Source organism: Aquimarina mytili, from assembly GCF_016735115.1.
Classification (GTDB): Bacteria; Bacteroidota; Bacteroidia; order Flavobacteriales; family Flavobacteriaceae; genus Aquimarina; species Aquimarina mytili.
On sequence record NZ_JAERQJ010000002.1, the window covers coordinates 550,835 to 565,502 of the forward strand.

Below are 14,668 nucleotides of genomic sequence, written 5' to 3' on the forward strand. Positions count from 1 at the left end.
TTTAACTTTGTAGACAATATTAACAATTTCTATGCCCTTTTCCTCATAATGAATCCACAAAAAATATACATTCTTGGTATTGAATCTTCTTGCGATGATACTTCTGCGGCTATATTATGCAACGGAAAAGTTTTATCAAATGTTGTAGCTTCACAAAAAATACATGAACAATATGGTGGTGTAGTACCCGAATTAGCGTCCAGAGCGCATCAACAGAACATTGTTCCTGTTATAGATCAAGCCATAAAACAAGCAAATATTGACAAGAAAGATCTTAGCGCAATTGCATTTACAAGAGGCCCAGGATTGATGGGGTCATTATTGGTCGGAACATCATTCGCTAAATCACTTGCTTTAGCATTAGATATCCCACTAATTGATGTCAATCATATGCAAGCACATATTCTGGCTCATTTTATTGATGAAGATGAATTTGACAAACCAGAATTTCCATTTTTAGCAATGACAATTAGTGGCGGACATACACAAATTGTAAAGGTAAATGATCATTTTGATATGGAAATCATTGGAGAAACTATCGATGATGCTGTTGGAGAAGCCTTTGATAAAAGTGCCAAAATACTTGGATTACCTTATCCCGGTGGCCCCTTAATAGATCGTTACGCTCAATTAGGTAATCCTAAAGCATTTCCATTTCCAAAACCAAAGGTTGGCGAATTAAACTTTAGCTTCAGTGGACTTAAGACTTCTGTATTGTATTTTATTCAAAAAATGGTGAAAGAAAACCCAAATTTTATAGAAGAAAACCTGAATGATATTTGCGCCTCTTTGCAGTACACGATTATTAATATTCTTATTGATAAGTTGAAAAAAGCTTCAAAACAAACGGGTATTAAACATATTGCTATTGGCGGTGGAGTTTCAGCTAATTCTGGTATCAGAAAAGCATTAAAAGAAGGCGAACACAAGTATGGTTGGAAAACCTATGTACCTAAGTTTGAATATACCACAGATAATGCTGCTATGATTGCTATTGTAGGATATTTAAAATATTTGAAAAAAGATTTTACAGATATGGCTGTAGTTGCTAAAGCCCGAATTAAGTTCTGAGAAGTTTGATGTGATTTTATAAATAAAATTGAAAACTTAAACATATATAAAATCGGATCATTTAAAACTTTATAACTTTACGACTTCTTACAACGTAACATTAACGACTTTGTACCTATTAAAATGCAATTATTTTATAACGATACCTTAACCACATCCAGCACAGAAATAAAGTTTTCAAGAGAAGAAAGCAAACATATTGCTAAGGTATTACGTAAAAATGAAGGAGATGTATTGTATATAACCAATGGTAAAGGCTACTTGTTTACAGCTTGTATTACCTTTTCTAATCCATCACAGTGTCATGCCGTTATAGAATCTCATAAAAAACAGGAACACCGAAAATATAGGCTTCATCTTGCTGTTGCCCCTACCAAAATGAATGATCGATACGAATGGTTTCTAGAAAAAGCAACAGAAATTGGTATTGATGAAATCACACCGATTATTTGTGATCATAGCGAACGAAAAGTTATTAAGCATGAACGTTTTGAACGTATCTTGTTGAGTGCAACAAAACAATCTCTACAATGTTATTTACCAAAACTTAATCCTGCTATTTCTTTTTCCGATTTTGTAGCACAAAAAAATGAAGATCAATTACTTATTGCTCATTGCGAAGAAACTAAAAAACAGTCTTTGAAAAATGTGGTAACTTCTAAGTTAAATACAACTATACTAATTGGTCCCGAAGGTGATTTCTCAAAAAAAGAGATACAAAATGCTTTATCAAAAGGATATTTGCCAATAACACTTGGTGAAACAAGATTACGCACCGAAACTGCAGCCATGGTCGCTGCACATAGCATTGCATTTATCAATTCATGAACATAAACTAACGTATTGAGTTCATAAAAAACTAACACCTCCCTTTTTTAACAAGGAAGGTGTAGCTAATTTTTGTATTACTTTTGAAAATCTTATTTCTTCAAAAATCGCATAACATGTTTTTTCCCATCTTCTGTTTGTAATTTTACAATATATACTCCTTTGGATAAAGCTTCTGTTGACAATACCATTTCGCCCGCGCTTCCTGTATGGACATTTTCGATGACTTCTTTGCCATGTATATCAAAAATTTTAACAGCGACAACCTTAGATCCACCTCCCGTTCGAATTGTTAGTAGATTATTTACAGGATTTGGAAATAGCTGTGCTCCCGGAAACTTTTCTAGTGCTTTAATTTCATTTGCTCTACCACCAAAAACACTGCCGCATCTATCTTCTTTATACTCCATTCTGATTGCCTTCGGTTGTATTTTTCTATAATCGTCTACAAAGATTTGTTGAACACTTCGAATAATACAAGGTTCATGCTTTACTTCTTTTAAATCTATCTCTTTTTCGCAAACCGTTCCGGTTTTACCTGTATCTGTTGTTTCTACCAGGTAAATATCTGCTCCACCAGCTCCAATAGATGTAGTATATCCGGTAAAAGCAAATCCTTTATCAAAATCATCCCTTACCAACTCAAGACCTCCTTCTTGCCCATCTCTTCCATAATTACGTGCCCATAATAGATTACCACCGGCATCGGTTTGAAACATCAGTGCTTTTCTTGACGTAACATATTGCAACCCTACGATAGTATATAATTGATTTCCATTTGGGCTTATAGTTTCTTCTAAACCATATCCAACCTCGGTACGCTCTGAACCATAGGTTTTCAACCCTAAGAAATTACCTGTTCTACTTATATTTAAAAGAAAAGCATCATATGAATGGTTAAGTCCAAAACTATTGGTATACCCTGTTAATACATAATCTCCTTTATTATTTTGTTTTACACATGTAGCAACATTTCTATAACCTTGAGTGGGATCTAAGTCTTTTGGATATCCTAGTATCCTGTTCCATTCTATTGTTAAATCAGGTTTCAACTTTATCACAAAGATATCTGTTGGAGGAAAAGCCAAACCATCACTACCAACACATCTATAATTAGTAGTAGAACCCGCTATGATATACCCTCCATCTCTTGTTTGTTCTATCCACATACCACGTTGATCTCCTTCTCCACCAATTACAGTAGCTCTGGTAAGATTTCCTTGATCATCAGTACGTACAACGTATATATTGGTTCCTGGATAAGCCTGAGGATAACTTCTCGTTTCACCCACCATAATATATCCGGGCCTTCCATTTTCATCTTTGATGTTTTGTACACAATGGGCAGCATCATACCTTTCTCCACCATAAGTTTTGGCAAAAACAGGAGCACCATTGGTATTTGTTCCCAAAAGAAAAGCATCTCCTCCGCCAAAACCAAAACTACGCGTCATCCCAGCGGCCACATACGAAGTATTGTTATTAGGACTAAAATTTGTAGACTGTCTTACAGAGTTAAAGTATTCTCGATCTTCACCTCCGTAAACACGAGACCAGATCTGATTACCACTAAGATCCGTTTTGACTAATGTTGCTTCTTGACTTCCAATAAATTGTTGCGAAGTATACCCTGCTAATAAATATCCTTTCTCGATTTTCTGAAGCTGTGTGAGTGATCTTCCCATTTCTGTCCTTTCGGTTCCATAAGAATGTTGAAATTGTGAAAAACCAATGCTTGTAATAAAGCAAAAGGCCATACAGTAATAAAATGTTTTCATAATGATTCATATTAAATTAGTTAATAAATTTTCTTGTATGGTCGCAGCTTGTTTGTATCAATCTGCACAAAGTAGTTCGTGGTTTTTCTGAATCTACAGAAAGGGGTAAGTCTAAGATAATTGAGTTTCAATATCTGGAGCTAAGTAATACAATGCCATTATCAATATCAAGAGGTATACACCTTATAAACAAGGGTTAAACACCTATCCCTAAGTAAGGTTTTACTATCATAACTACAAACTAATGAAACCATCGTGCATCATTTTGATGAGAAATCTATACCTTTATCTCTCAATCAAATTTGTTATGTTTCAGAGTATCAAAAGGGTGTTTATTCTTATTTTATTATCCTGGAGTTGTTCATCAAACAACACTACCGAAACGAGCACCAATACAGATAATACTCCATCGATAAATAATCAGAATACGATTAGTTCTATTGAGTTTATAGATGAATTTGTTATTCCTAATCAAGAAATAAACGGTGTCCCTATTGGCGGGTTTTCTGGGATAGATTACCAAAACGGAAAATGGTATATCATATGTGATACTTCTACCCCTCCAATTCGTTTTTATGAAGCCGATATTATATACGACAAAGATGCTTTTCAGAATGTGGAGATCACCAAAATGATAGAAATAAAAGATGTTTCTGGTAATCCGATGACTCCAGGAATTGTAGATCCTGAAGCTATTAGATATGATCCTATTTCGAATACTTTTGTATATACTAGCGAGGGTTCTATTAACAATGATGTGGATCCTGCTTTGATTGAAATCTCTACACAAGGTGATCAAGTAAGAAGTTTTACGTTGCCTGACAATTTTAAGGCTAATACTACAAACGACACTTCAGGCCCCAGGCATAATGGGGTATTAGAAGGACTTTCGTTACGATTTGATTCTAAAGGATATTGGGTTTCTTTTGAGTTACCTCTTATACAAGATGGTCCAGAACCTACTACAACAGATACCGAATCTCCAGTAAGAATAACCTCATTTAATAAAACAACCGGTATTGCAGAAAGACAATTTGCATATGAGTTAGATCCAGTAGCCCGAGAAGCAGCATTAGGAACTACTTTTGAAGTTAATGGTTTGGTTGAAATACTAGAATATGAAAACAATAAATTTTTGGCCTTAGAGCGATCTTTCGCTTCTGGATATATTGATGGCGGTAATAATGTAAAAATTTATAAGGTTGATGCTACTAATGCAACAAACACCCTTTCTATAGAGACTTTAAACAGTGCTAACTATACAAAGGCTACCAAAACTTTGCTTTTTGATTTTGAAACCATTAGAAGCAACCTAACAAATACGACAGTAGATAATCTCGAGGGAATTACTTTTGGACCAACCCTTAAAGATGGCAGTAAAACATTAGTACTTATATCTGATAATAACTTTAACTCTTTTTATCCACAGCTTAATCAATTGATTGTTTTTAAAGTAATTCCATAAAGATTCTTTACGGGAACACTAGTTTTTGAAGTTCATTCTTAATCTGTAGGCAATCCCGTATCAAAATTATCTATGCTTACGGTATTTTTTTCTTTTCGATATTCTATTAATCGGTCTTCTCCTTTTTTTTCTGCCCAGGATATTAATTGTGTCCTCTCTTCTTTAAAATCCATAAAAGGCACTGCAAATCCGCAAGATGTTTGTACCATATCTACATTCATCTCAATTATTTGTCTAGAACCTATTGTTTTAGGAAATAAGTCTATATATTTTTGATAAGTATCATCTTTTTGGTGATATATTTTTGCTGCCCCATATAATCTTAGGATAAGGGGTTTACCTTCAAAGGCACAAAACATAATAGTCATTCGGTTATGTTTTAACAAGTGAGCAGCAGTTTCGTTACCACTACCGGTTAGATTAAGCCATACGATAGTATTTGCATCTAAGACCCTAAAGGTATCCATTCCTTTTGGTGAAACATTTACTCTTCCTTCTTGGGCCGCTGTACCTACAAAAAATATCTTTTGACGCGTTATAAACTCTTTTAAGTCATCTGATATGTGATCGAATATTTTTGCCATTTTTATCGTAAAGTTGATTTGTGATAAAGTTAATTATTTTCATTTTTTTATTTGAATCTCGCTGAGCATCTTATAAAGGTTTTTCATTTTCAGGATTGACTATATCTTTAAACTCTAGTAATAACCTCTTAATATTTGATATCTGTCGTTTTCCTATTTTAAATAGGGCTTTTTCATTATGATCAAGACCGTTATAGTTTACAATCTCAAAAAAGTTATTGATCCCTGTCATTCCTGTTTCGATATCATAAAGAATACCTTGTACTTCAAATAATTTATTTATATGACTAGCATTTTCTATCTCATTTTTTAAGGCCACACTACGAGCATTAGCAATGGATTCATAACCAGTTTGACGATTAGAAATATGATGCAGAATAATAAATTTTACACTATTTATATCTATTCGATAAATATCAATTTCATAAATCTTATCTTCTCTCTCTTCAATAGAGCTATCAATCTTCATTGCATTATTATCAAAATCCAGATTTTCGTTTTTTTGCATTGCTAAAAGTAGAAATGGATATCGATTCAATACATTTTCAACAGATATTTCCTTTTTAATTTCTGGATAAAGCACGTTTAGCCAGGTCGGAATATCACCCAATATCGTAATTGATGCGTCATTGATACGAATAAATGATAAATCAATATTAGTGGTCATTTTGAGTGTTTTTTTTATTCCTACGATATTCAAGTTTTTCTTTAACTTTTACAATTCTTTCTTTACGAAATTTAACTAGTAACCTATGAATTAGTTTGGTTAGATAAATGAAGGCATCTTCAACATTTTCTCCTGTTTTGGCACTAGTCAAAAGTATTCTATGTCCTTTTGATGCCAAATGTGCCATTGTACTTGTTTCTATAATCGGAGTTTTATCAGATTTATTAAATATCGTTAGTACTTGTATATTAGGTAAAAAGCCTTTTAGAAGCTTCCTTATTTTTTGAGCAACTTCCACTGTATCAGGTCTTGTAAGGTCTGTTACTATTAATGCTCCATGTGCTCCCCTAAGATACGATTGGCGCAATTCTTCGGCGCCTATCACACCTTCCATATCCCAAATAATCAATGTGGTTTCTGAATGATTATAAACTACTTTTTTTTTCTTAATACAAACCCCCAAAGTAGTCTTATATTCTTCAGAAAAGCTACCATGAACAAATTGATTCACCAAACTCGTTTTACCAACACCAAATGCACCAAGTAATAATATTTTTTGATTAAAGAATTTCTGAAGATTGTTTTCAGTTAAATAATTTAATTTTTTTTCTAAGTTTTCAATTATTATTTCATCATTTTCATTACTATCCTCCTGACCATTCTCAATTATTAATTTATTCTTTTTATCTAGATCTACTGTCCTATTTTCTTTTTTTGGTATTTCTTCAATTCTATCTTCTTGAATATTTTCAAGCTCAGTTTTTGTATCTTTCTTTACATTTTCTAAATGTATCTCTAATTCAATATCATACATGATATCGAGTATACTATTGGATATTCTATTAAACTCTGTTGCGATTTCGGATTGATTAATGATTCCTAATCTTTGATTCTCTTTAAGTCTATTAAGCCTACTAATCAATAAGGTGGTACTTTTATAATTCGTTTCTTGATGTATATTTACTATGGTAGATAATTCTTCGATTGCTTCAGCTAGTTTTGCTTTGCCAACAAATGTCCTGACTTTATCTAATTGTTTTTTTGTGTCTTCCATAGTACACTATAAAGTTAAGAAAACTAAACATCTAATTTAGAACCATTTAACCAAAGTTCTGGAGTATCGGCGTATTTTAGGTTAGTAGAATTATTTACCAAAGCCATATCAAAGGCGAATTCATAATCATTACCTTCTCCTATACTTTGATAAAAACCAACAGAAAAATCTATAGCTGCTTTATCTCCAATAGCATCATTCATCCCTACAACATAAATTCCATGCTCACTAATTACTTCTGCCTGCGCTTTACTATAACAGGCATTTAGTACAACGCATTTGGACGTATCTTTAAAATTTTTAAACAATCTACCTAACCCTTCTGTAGGAAATAAAACTGAATGTCCACTATCATCTTCTACATGAATTCCATCACTACCCGCTCCATGCCCAAAAAAATGAACAATCTCTGGTTTTTGTACCTGCATTGCTTTTGTAATTGTTGAAATTTTTACGGCAGGTTCAATTTCTAAATCAAATTGATCTTTTAAGGTAGCCATACTCATACTATCTTTTATTTTTCGGAGTTCTTCTCCTAACCGCAATTGAAGCGTATGCTTAGGATTGGCACTAAGAAAAAGTATTTTACGAACTGAAGCCGTTACACCATTAGAAGAAGTAGAAACAGCATTGCCTTTCTCAGGCAATTGATCCATAATTTCCAGGAGTGCATTATTTAATCTTGCTAAAGCCACATTAAAATTGCCTTGCGATATCATGCCTCTATTAAAGTCTCTTTTATTTCGATTAAAAGAAGCAGTTTGCAATAACAAATCATTTTCTAAGTACCTATCCTTTCCTTTAACATAATTAGCCAAATGTTCAAGAACCTCTTTAACTTTTCCTTTTTGTATCAGCACGTTAACCACATCTGTAATTTCTTGTTTTGTCATAACATTTCGATCTAATTTTAATTACTCAAAATCGAAAATGAGTCAAAAACATCTTTCAACTCGCTCCAAATTTCTATAGTTGTATCCGTTTCTGGTGCATATTGTACCGATATTGCAAAGATTTGTTCATCGTTTTCGACTAATTTATTCGCTCTAAATATGGAAAGATTACTTCGTTTATTATCAATCTCAAGATTTAACAATTTATTCTTTGTAACCCACATAATTGAGTCTGAAAAAGCTTCTAATTTATCTATAGATTCATTTAAATTATGTCCTATCATTGCCTTAAAAAAATTAGGAAGATTAATAGGCAGAGAACTACTTTGCGCATATTTTTTCTCATAGACCGCTATGGTGATTGCGTTAGAAAATACCGATCCATCCATATTTAAATCACCTTTAAACATACCTACTCTAAATTCAGCTATCGTCTGTTCATCTAATTCTTGTTGATTTTCTTCAAGACTAGCTTTATTGGCCAACTTTATGATTTTGTCGATTAGTTCTGTAGAAGATGTATCGGTATACTTGATATCCAACTCTCGACCATATTGAAAAATAATATGCTTAGAATTTTGAAGCATATTGCCAAAAGGTATGATCGCAAGGCCCATTTTTAATTCTTCCTCCATACCCTTCAAACCTAATTTGGATAAGTATTCAAAATAATTCAAATATTGAGGATCTGTCCATAATTTTTTATTAGGTATACTTAATCCATATCCAATAGCTTCATCTACATAATTGATCTCATGCTCCTTTTTATCTATCAATTGATAATCCATTCTTATTTCTGTATTATCAATAAATTTGAATGAAGGGATAATTTCTTTTGAATTTTTGACTGTATCTATCTCTAAATCTTCTATTAGATTAAGTAATTCGTTGTTAATCTTTACTTCTTCTATACTTTTATAACTTATATCAACAGCATTTTTACGAAACAAATCATTTATAGATTCATATCGCCCAGATAAAATTATTATATCCTTGTTGTTACCATTTTCTGACAATAAAAACTCAATAGCTTTTTGGGTTTTGCCCTCGGCAATAAACCTTTTAATTACATCCTTATCCATATCGACATATTTTATGCAATAAAATATAGCAATGAGTGATCATCAGACCATACATCTAATGATAAACAATACTATAATCATTGTATTACTAGATTAGCTTGTACAATTATGCTTAGAGGAGGTGCTTAAAACGTAAGTGTTTCAAATATAGCGATTTAATCTTTAAAAAAACTTTCGTTTAATATATACTTATCCGGATTTAATATTTCTTTATGATTAATAATCAGTATAATACCAGAATGGTTTTAAGTTTGTGAATAGCTCTCGTCAGTGGCAGGAGATATTCTCAAGTTTGCGAATAGCTCTCGTCAATGGCAGGAGATATTCTCAAGTTTGCGAAGAGCTCTCGTAAGTGGCAGGAGATATTCTCAAGTTTGCGAAGAGCTCTCGTCAGTGGCAGGAGATATTCTCAAGTTTGCGAAGAGCTCTCGTCAATGGCAGGAGGTATTTCAAAGTTTGTGAAAAGCTCTCGTCAGTGACAGGAGGTATTTACGCTATTCAAAAACGAAATCTCACAAAAAAAGCTCCCTGGAAAATATACATGATTTCAAAATCCTAAATTCTAATTTTTGACGCTCCTGTGGTTTTCAAAGATGTATCTTGCGTGTATCCAATAATAGAAAGTTCATCTTTATCTGTTATCCAATTAGGAATAGAAATAGAAACATTTCCTGTACTTCCTTTTGTAACCTTACGACTGGCAACAATATTCGTGTTTTTTAAGGTTCTGTTTCTATTTTCGCCTCTGGATACAACGGTAATGCGTTCAGAAACTACTAAAGCAAAAGTGATCGTATTAAACATATCGCCTTCAACTCCATACTCTAGTTCTATTTCTTCTTGTTTCTTTTTTATGTTTTTCAACATAATGACATTTGTACTTTTAGATTTAGCATATTTTTGTAAAGCAATATCAGTTTTGTAATGATTAGAACCCGTAAAATGCTCGCTACCATTTACTACTAATTGAGGTGTATAAATCGATCTGCTCTTAAATTGTGATCCGTATGCTCTTTGATAATCAGTAAATGTTTTAGTACTAAAGGGGTCTTTCCATCCTAACCTATTCCAATAATCAACATGATAAGACAATACAAACACATTTTGATCCTGATACTGTTGTCGAATCTTATCTAGCAATTCGTCTGCCGGAGGGCAACTACTACACCCCTGAGAGGTAAATAATTCTAATACAATTGCAGATTCATTTTTATCTTGACCACTTGCTAATGACGAAATGATAGTTATAAATAGGAGTAAAAGCTTCTTTCGCATCTGTTTTATTTTAGTACTTTTAGACTTTAATTTAGACGAATGTTATGGGTAAACTTACTGGGTATATCTTCATTTTTTTAATTTCAGCAGGTATTAGCGCTCAAGATATTGCAGTTTTGCAGTATAAAGGAGGGGGAGATTGGTATAGCAATCCTACAGCATTACCTAATCTTATTTCTTTTTGTAATCAAAATATAAATACTACAATCGCTAATAAGCCCAAAACTGTTAAACCTGAGAGTGTTGATATTTTTCAGTATCCTTATATTCATATGACGGGGCATGGCAATGTTTTTTTTACTGAAAAAGATGCAGAAAACATAAGAAATTACCTACTTAGTGGTGGTTTTTTACATATTGATGATAATTATGGGATGGAGCCTTATATACGAAAGGAGCTCATTAAAGTTTTTCCAGATAAAGAATTAGTAGAACTTCCTAATAATCACCCTATTTTTTCTTCAAAGTATGATTTCCCGAAAGGATTGCCAAAAATTCATGAACATGATGGAAAACGCCCACAAGCATTAGGAGTACAACATGAAGGTCGATTAGTCTTATTATTTACTTTTGAAAGTGATCTAGGTGACGGATGGGAAAACCCTGAAGTGCATAATGACCCTCCTGAAGTACGTATAAAAGCGCTAAAAATGGGTGCTAATATTATGAAATACGCTTTTGAGAATTAATGGATCAACAACTGAAGCACGAAAATAACCGATTTACAAAAAACCAGTTTCCAATAACATTGGTATGCGACAGGGTTAATTCTCCAGCAAATATTGGCAGTATATTTAGAATTGCAGATAGTTTTGGAGTAGAAAGAATCCATTTCTGCGGAGAAAACGTCACTGTAATTAGCAAACGTATGCAACGTACCGCTCGCTCAACTCATGAAATTATTCCTTATGAGCAATCAGAGCAAATTATGGATGTTATACAACAATTAAAAACTGAAGATTATACTATTTTGTCTTTAGAAATCACTAAGGATAGTATTCCAGTTTCTGAGTATCGTTTAACATCTTCTGAAAAAATAGCCATTGTTATCGGAGAAGAAAACCTTGGTGTATCTGAAAATCTTTTGGCTGTATCAGATCAAATTGTTCATATTACTATGCACGGCAATAATAGTAGTATGAATGTGGCCACTGCAACAGGAATAGCATTGTATGAAATTACGAAACAGTTAACGGTTGATTGAATGTATTAAATTAACTTGAAAACTTAAATATGCTTATAGTCTTAATTCTTAACAGCTTTATAGCTTTCTAACGTTGGCACTATAAATCTTTGTAACTTTGATTCTTTATTGCTTAGAAATTCTTAAAATATGACTTCAAAAACAATCGCATATGGTATCCTAAGAGCAGTAGCAATTATTGTGGGCATTCTAGGGTTATTATGGTTTTTGTATAAAATACAATCCGTACTCATTTATATTGCATTTGCCGCGGTAATTTCTTTAATGGGAAGACCTTTAGTCTCTTTTTTAAAAAGGAAATTAAAATTCAACAATACTCTTGCCGTAGTATTTACCTTAGTTATAACCATAGGGCTGTTTTTAAGTATTTTTACGCTGTTTGTGCCTATTGTTGTAGAACAAGGACAATTGATTGGAGAGATTGATGTAAATAGTATTGGCGATGATTTAGATCGACTTAATCAAGAAGTTAGTGATTATTTCAATATAGAAAAACTAAGCCTTATCGAACTTGTCAAAAAAACTGACCTCATGCAGTTCTTTGATCTTAAGGCGGTACCCAATATGATTAACTCTTTTTTAAGTGGATTTGGGTCCGTATTAATTGGATTGTTTTCAGTTTTATTCATTTCTTTTTTCTTACTAAAAGATAGTCTTTTATTAGAAAATAGCTTGCTGGTATTTGCCAAAAAAGAAGACGAAAACAAGTTTATGAGAGCTTTTACTAAAATCAAAGATTTATTATCTCGTTATTTTGTTGGCCTACTTTTACAGGTCTTTATTCTTTTTGTTCTATACACTATTTTACTTCTTATTTTTGGTGTTCATAATGCAATTGCCGTAGCATTAATTGCTGCAATTTTTAATCTTATTCCGTATATAGGCCCCTTATTTGGTGGAATGTTTGTGCTAATTCTTGCCATAACAAGTAATTTGGGACTTGATTTTCAAACCGTGATGTTGCCAAAACTCACCTATATTTTAATTGGATATTTAGGAATTCAAATGATTGACAATTTTTTAAATCAACCACTAATTTTTGGTACTAGCGTAAAATCTCACCCTTTAGAAATCTTTTTAGCCATTCTTATTTTTGGTTTACTATTCGGAATTGGTGGGTTAATTGTAGCTGTTCCTTTTTATACCGCTATAAAAGTAATTGCGAAAGAGTTTTTGTCTGAATATAAAATCGTAAAAACACTTACCAAGGATTTGTAGTTAGTTACTAGTTAAGAATTTTAAATAAAACTGAACACTTACAAACATTATGGTTTTGCAATTCTGAAACTTTGAAAATTTGAACAAAAAAATACTACATAAAGAAGTTCAAGAATTTATATTCGAAAAATCAAATACTTCAATTGATTTAAATAAATTGATTTTAAGAGGAAGTCCTTTTGTCGATATTTCCATACAAGAAATAGCCCAACAAATTAACGGAAGATTAAAAGCGAAACAAAAACTGCCCACTTGGTTTTCTAAAAAAGGTATCTATTACCCACCCACATTAAACTTGGAGCAAACTTCTTCTGAAGCAACAGCTATCTACAAAAGCAGCCTAGTTTCTGGAGACACTTTAATAGATCTAACCGGTGGTTTTGGAATAGATGATTATTTTTTTTCTAAAAAAATGCAACACGTTATACATTGCGAACTTAATATTGACCTTAGTGCTATTGCCAAATATAATTTTGATCTCCTCGATGTAAAAAACATCAAATCGCTTACGGGAGACGGAGTAACTATTCTTAAAAATTTTGAAAAGTTGGATTGGATATACATCGATCCTTCCAGAAGGCACGACAGTAAAGGAAAGGTTTTCTTTCTGGAAGATTGTATTCCTAATGTAATCGATAATTTAGATATTCTATTTGCCAAAAGTAAGAACATTCTAATTAAAACTTCTCCTCTACTCGATATACATCTCGGGGTAAATGCCTTAAAATATGTAAAAGAAATTCATGTAGTAGCGGTAGAAAACGAAGTAAAAGAACTACTGTGGATTTTGGAGAAAAGTTTTGATGGTGACTGTATCATTAAGACCATAAACATTACAAAAAATCGAACGCATGAGTTCTCTTTCTCTTTAAAGGAAGAGGTAAAGCAATCGATATATTATTCAGAACCAAAAGCATTTTTATACGAACCCAATGCCGCAATTCTTAAGAGCGGTGGTTTTTTGAGTGTTGGTAATGCCTTTGAAGTAAAAAAACTTCATTTACATTCCCATTTATATACTTCTGATCAGAAAATTGACTTTCCTGGTCGACGGTTTGAAGTTATAACAACTTTTTTATATCATAAGAAAACCATTTCTAAAGCAGGAATTACAAAAGCCAATATTACAACACGCAACTTCCCTGAAAGTGTCGCAGTCTTAAGAAAAAAGCATAAAATCAAAGATGGAGGTGATAACTACCTCTTTTTTACAACCAATTGTAACAACAAAAGGATCGTTATATTATGTAAAAAAATACAGGGTTAAATCTGTTGTGTAATTAAGAAAAATACTACAAAAAAGCGTCAATTCGAGCACCTTGTTGTACTGTGATGAAAACAAAATGTATCGAGAATAGCTTTTTTTAATCAATAATCCTATTCTCGATACACTTCTTCTCAGGTCGAATCACTCCTTTAGATTTGCATTTAAATTTTTTATATTTTAAAGAACGGAAAAGGTACACTATCTATACACTCTAAGTTTTTAAACTTATACATTCGATTCAGACCTTTTCCGTTCAGTTATAAACTCAAATAGAAATTAGGG

14 protein-coding genes are annotated in these 14,668 nt (G+C 32.5%); 7 read left to right on the forward strand and 7 right to left on the reverse strand.

Features of this window, described 5'->3' with window-relative positions; translation table 11 throughout:
* Nucleotides 1–48 precede the first annotated feature (48 nt).
* Together tsaD and JJQ60_RS07275 are read left to right on the forward strand one after the other, a co-directional pair.
* Complete coding sequence (gene tsaD / locus JJQ60_RS07270) at nucleotides 49–1,071, forward strand: tRNA (adenosine(37)-N6)-threonylcarbamoyltransferase complex transferase subunit TsaD (protein ID WP_201918167.1); 1,023 nt, start codon at nucleotides 49–51, stop codon at nucleotides 1,069–1,071.
* A gap of 123 nt (nucleotides 1,072–1,194) precedes the next feature.
* Nucleotides 1,195–1,899: a 16S rRNA (uracil(1498)-N(3))-methyltransferase gene (locus JJQ60_RS07275; protein WP_201918169.1), complete on the forward strand. Its 705-nt coding sequence runs from the start codon at nucleotides 1,195–1,197 to the stop codon at nucleotides 1,897–1,899.
* 92 nt (nucleotides 1,900–1,991) lie between these two features.
* On the opposite strand, the gene JJQ60_RS07280 is transcribed toward JJQ60_RS07275, so the two are convergent.
* Nucleotides 1,992–3,677, reverse strand: a complete 1,686-nt coding sequence (locus JJQ60_RS07280) for a T9SS type A sorting domain-containing protein (protein ID WP_201918170.1) — start codon at nucleotides 3,675–3,677, stop codon at nucleotides 1,992–1,994.
* Nucleotides 3,678–3,984: 307 nt separating this feature from the next.
* Between JJQ60_RS07280 and JJQ60_RS07285 the strand changes: the two genes are divergently transcribed.
* Nucleotides 3,985–5,142: an esterase-like activity of phytase family protein gene (locus JJQ60_RS07285; protein WP_201918172.1), complete on the forward strand. Its 1,158-nt coding sequence runs from the start codon at nucleotides 3,985–3,987 to the stop codon at nucleotides 5,140–5,142.
* Nucleotides 5,143–5,180: 38 nt separating this feature from the next.
* Here JJQ60_RS07285 and JJQ60_RS07290 read toward each other — a convergent pair whose 3' ends face one another.
* The 6 genes from JJQ60_RS07290 to JJQ60_RS07315 all read right to left on the reverse strand — a co-directional run bounded on the left by JJQ60_RS07290 (nucleotide 5,181) and on the right by JJQ60_RS07315 (nucleotide 10,697).
* Nucleotides 5,181–5,726, reverse strand: coding sequence for a pyridoxamine 5'-phosphate oxidase family protein (locus JJQ60_RS07290; RefSeq protein WP_201918174.1), 546 nt, complete (start codon nucleotides 5,724–5,726; stop codon nucleotides 5,181–5,183).
* 70 nt (nucleotides 5,727–5,796) lie between these two features.
* Entirely contained in the window at nucleotides 5,797–6,393 is a 597-nt protein-coding gene (locus tag JJQ60_RS07295) for a hypothetical protein (protein ID WP_201918176.1), read from the reverse strand.
* Nucleotides 6,383–7,447, reverse strand: coding sequence for a GTP-binding protein (locus tag JJQ60_RS07300; protein ID WP_201918178.1), 1,065 nt, complete (start codon nucleotides 7,445–7,447; stop codon nucleotides 6,383–6,385). The genes JJQ60_RS07295 and JJQ60_RS07300 overlap by 11 nt, the downstream gene beginning before the upstream one ends.
* A 23-nt stretch (nucleotides 7,448–7,470) precedes the next feature.
* Nucleotides 7,471–8,340 carry a hypothetical protein gene (locus tag JJQ60_RS07305; protein ID WP_201918180.1) on the reverse strand — a complete coding sequence of 290 codons (870 nt, stop codon included), beginning with the start codon at nucleotides 8,338–8,340 and terminating at the stop codon, nucleotides 7,471–7,473.
* 17 nt (nucleotides 8,341–8,357) lie between these two features.
* A complete protein-coding gene (locus JJQ60_RS07310) occupies nucleotides 8,358–9,422 on the reverse strand; it encodes a hypothetical protein (protein WP_201918182.1) in 1,065 nt (354 codons plus the stop codon).
* A gap of 555 nt (nucleotides 9,423–9,977) precedes the next feature.
* A complete protein-coding gene (locus JJQ60_RS07315; protein ID WP_201918184.1) occupies nucleotides 9,978–10,697 on the reverse strand; it encodes a DUF1223 domain-containing protein in 720 nt (239 codons plus the stop codon).
* Nucleotides 10,698–10,741: 44 nt separating this feature from the next.
* On the opposite strand from JJQ60_RS07315, the gene JJQ60_RS07320 reads away from it, so the two are divergent.
* From JJQ60_RS07320 to JJQ60_RS07335, 4 genes are all read left to right on the forward strand, one after another.
* Complete coding sequence (locus tag JJQ60_RS07320; RefSeq protein WP_201918186.1) at nucleotides 10,742–11,386, forward strand: DUF4159 domain-containing protein; 645 nt, start codon at nucleotides 10,742–10,744, stop codon at nucleotides 11,384–11,386.
* Nucleotides 11,386–11,901 carry a TrmH family RNA methyltransferase gene (locus tag JJQ60_RS07325; protein WP_201918188.1) on the forward strand — a complete coding sequence of 172 codons (516 nt, stop codon included), beginning with the start codon at nucleotides 11,386–11,388 and terminating at the stop codon, nucleotides 11,899–11,901. The genes JJQ60_RS07320 and JJQ60_RS07325 overlap by 1 nt, the downstream gene beginning before the upstream one ends.
* A gap of 129 nt (nucleotides 11,902–12,030) precedes the next feature.
* On the forward strand, nucleotides 12,031–13,119 hold the full coding sequence (locus JJQ60_RS07330) for an AI-2E family transporter (protein ID WP_201918190.1): 1,089 nt from the start codon (nucleotides 12,031–12,033) through the stop codon (nucleotides 13,117–13,119).
* Between the two features lie 79 nt (nucleotides 13,120–13,198).
* Nucleotides 13,199–14,386, forward strand: coding sequence for a class I SAM-dependent methyltransferase (locus JJQ60_RS07335; RefSeq protein WP_201918192.1), 1,188 nt, complete (start codon nucleotides 13,199–13,201; stop codon nucleotides 14,384–14,386).
* Nucleotides 14,387–14,668: the final 282 nt, after the last annotated feature.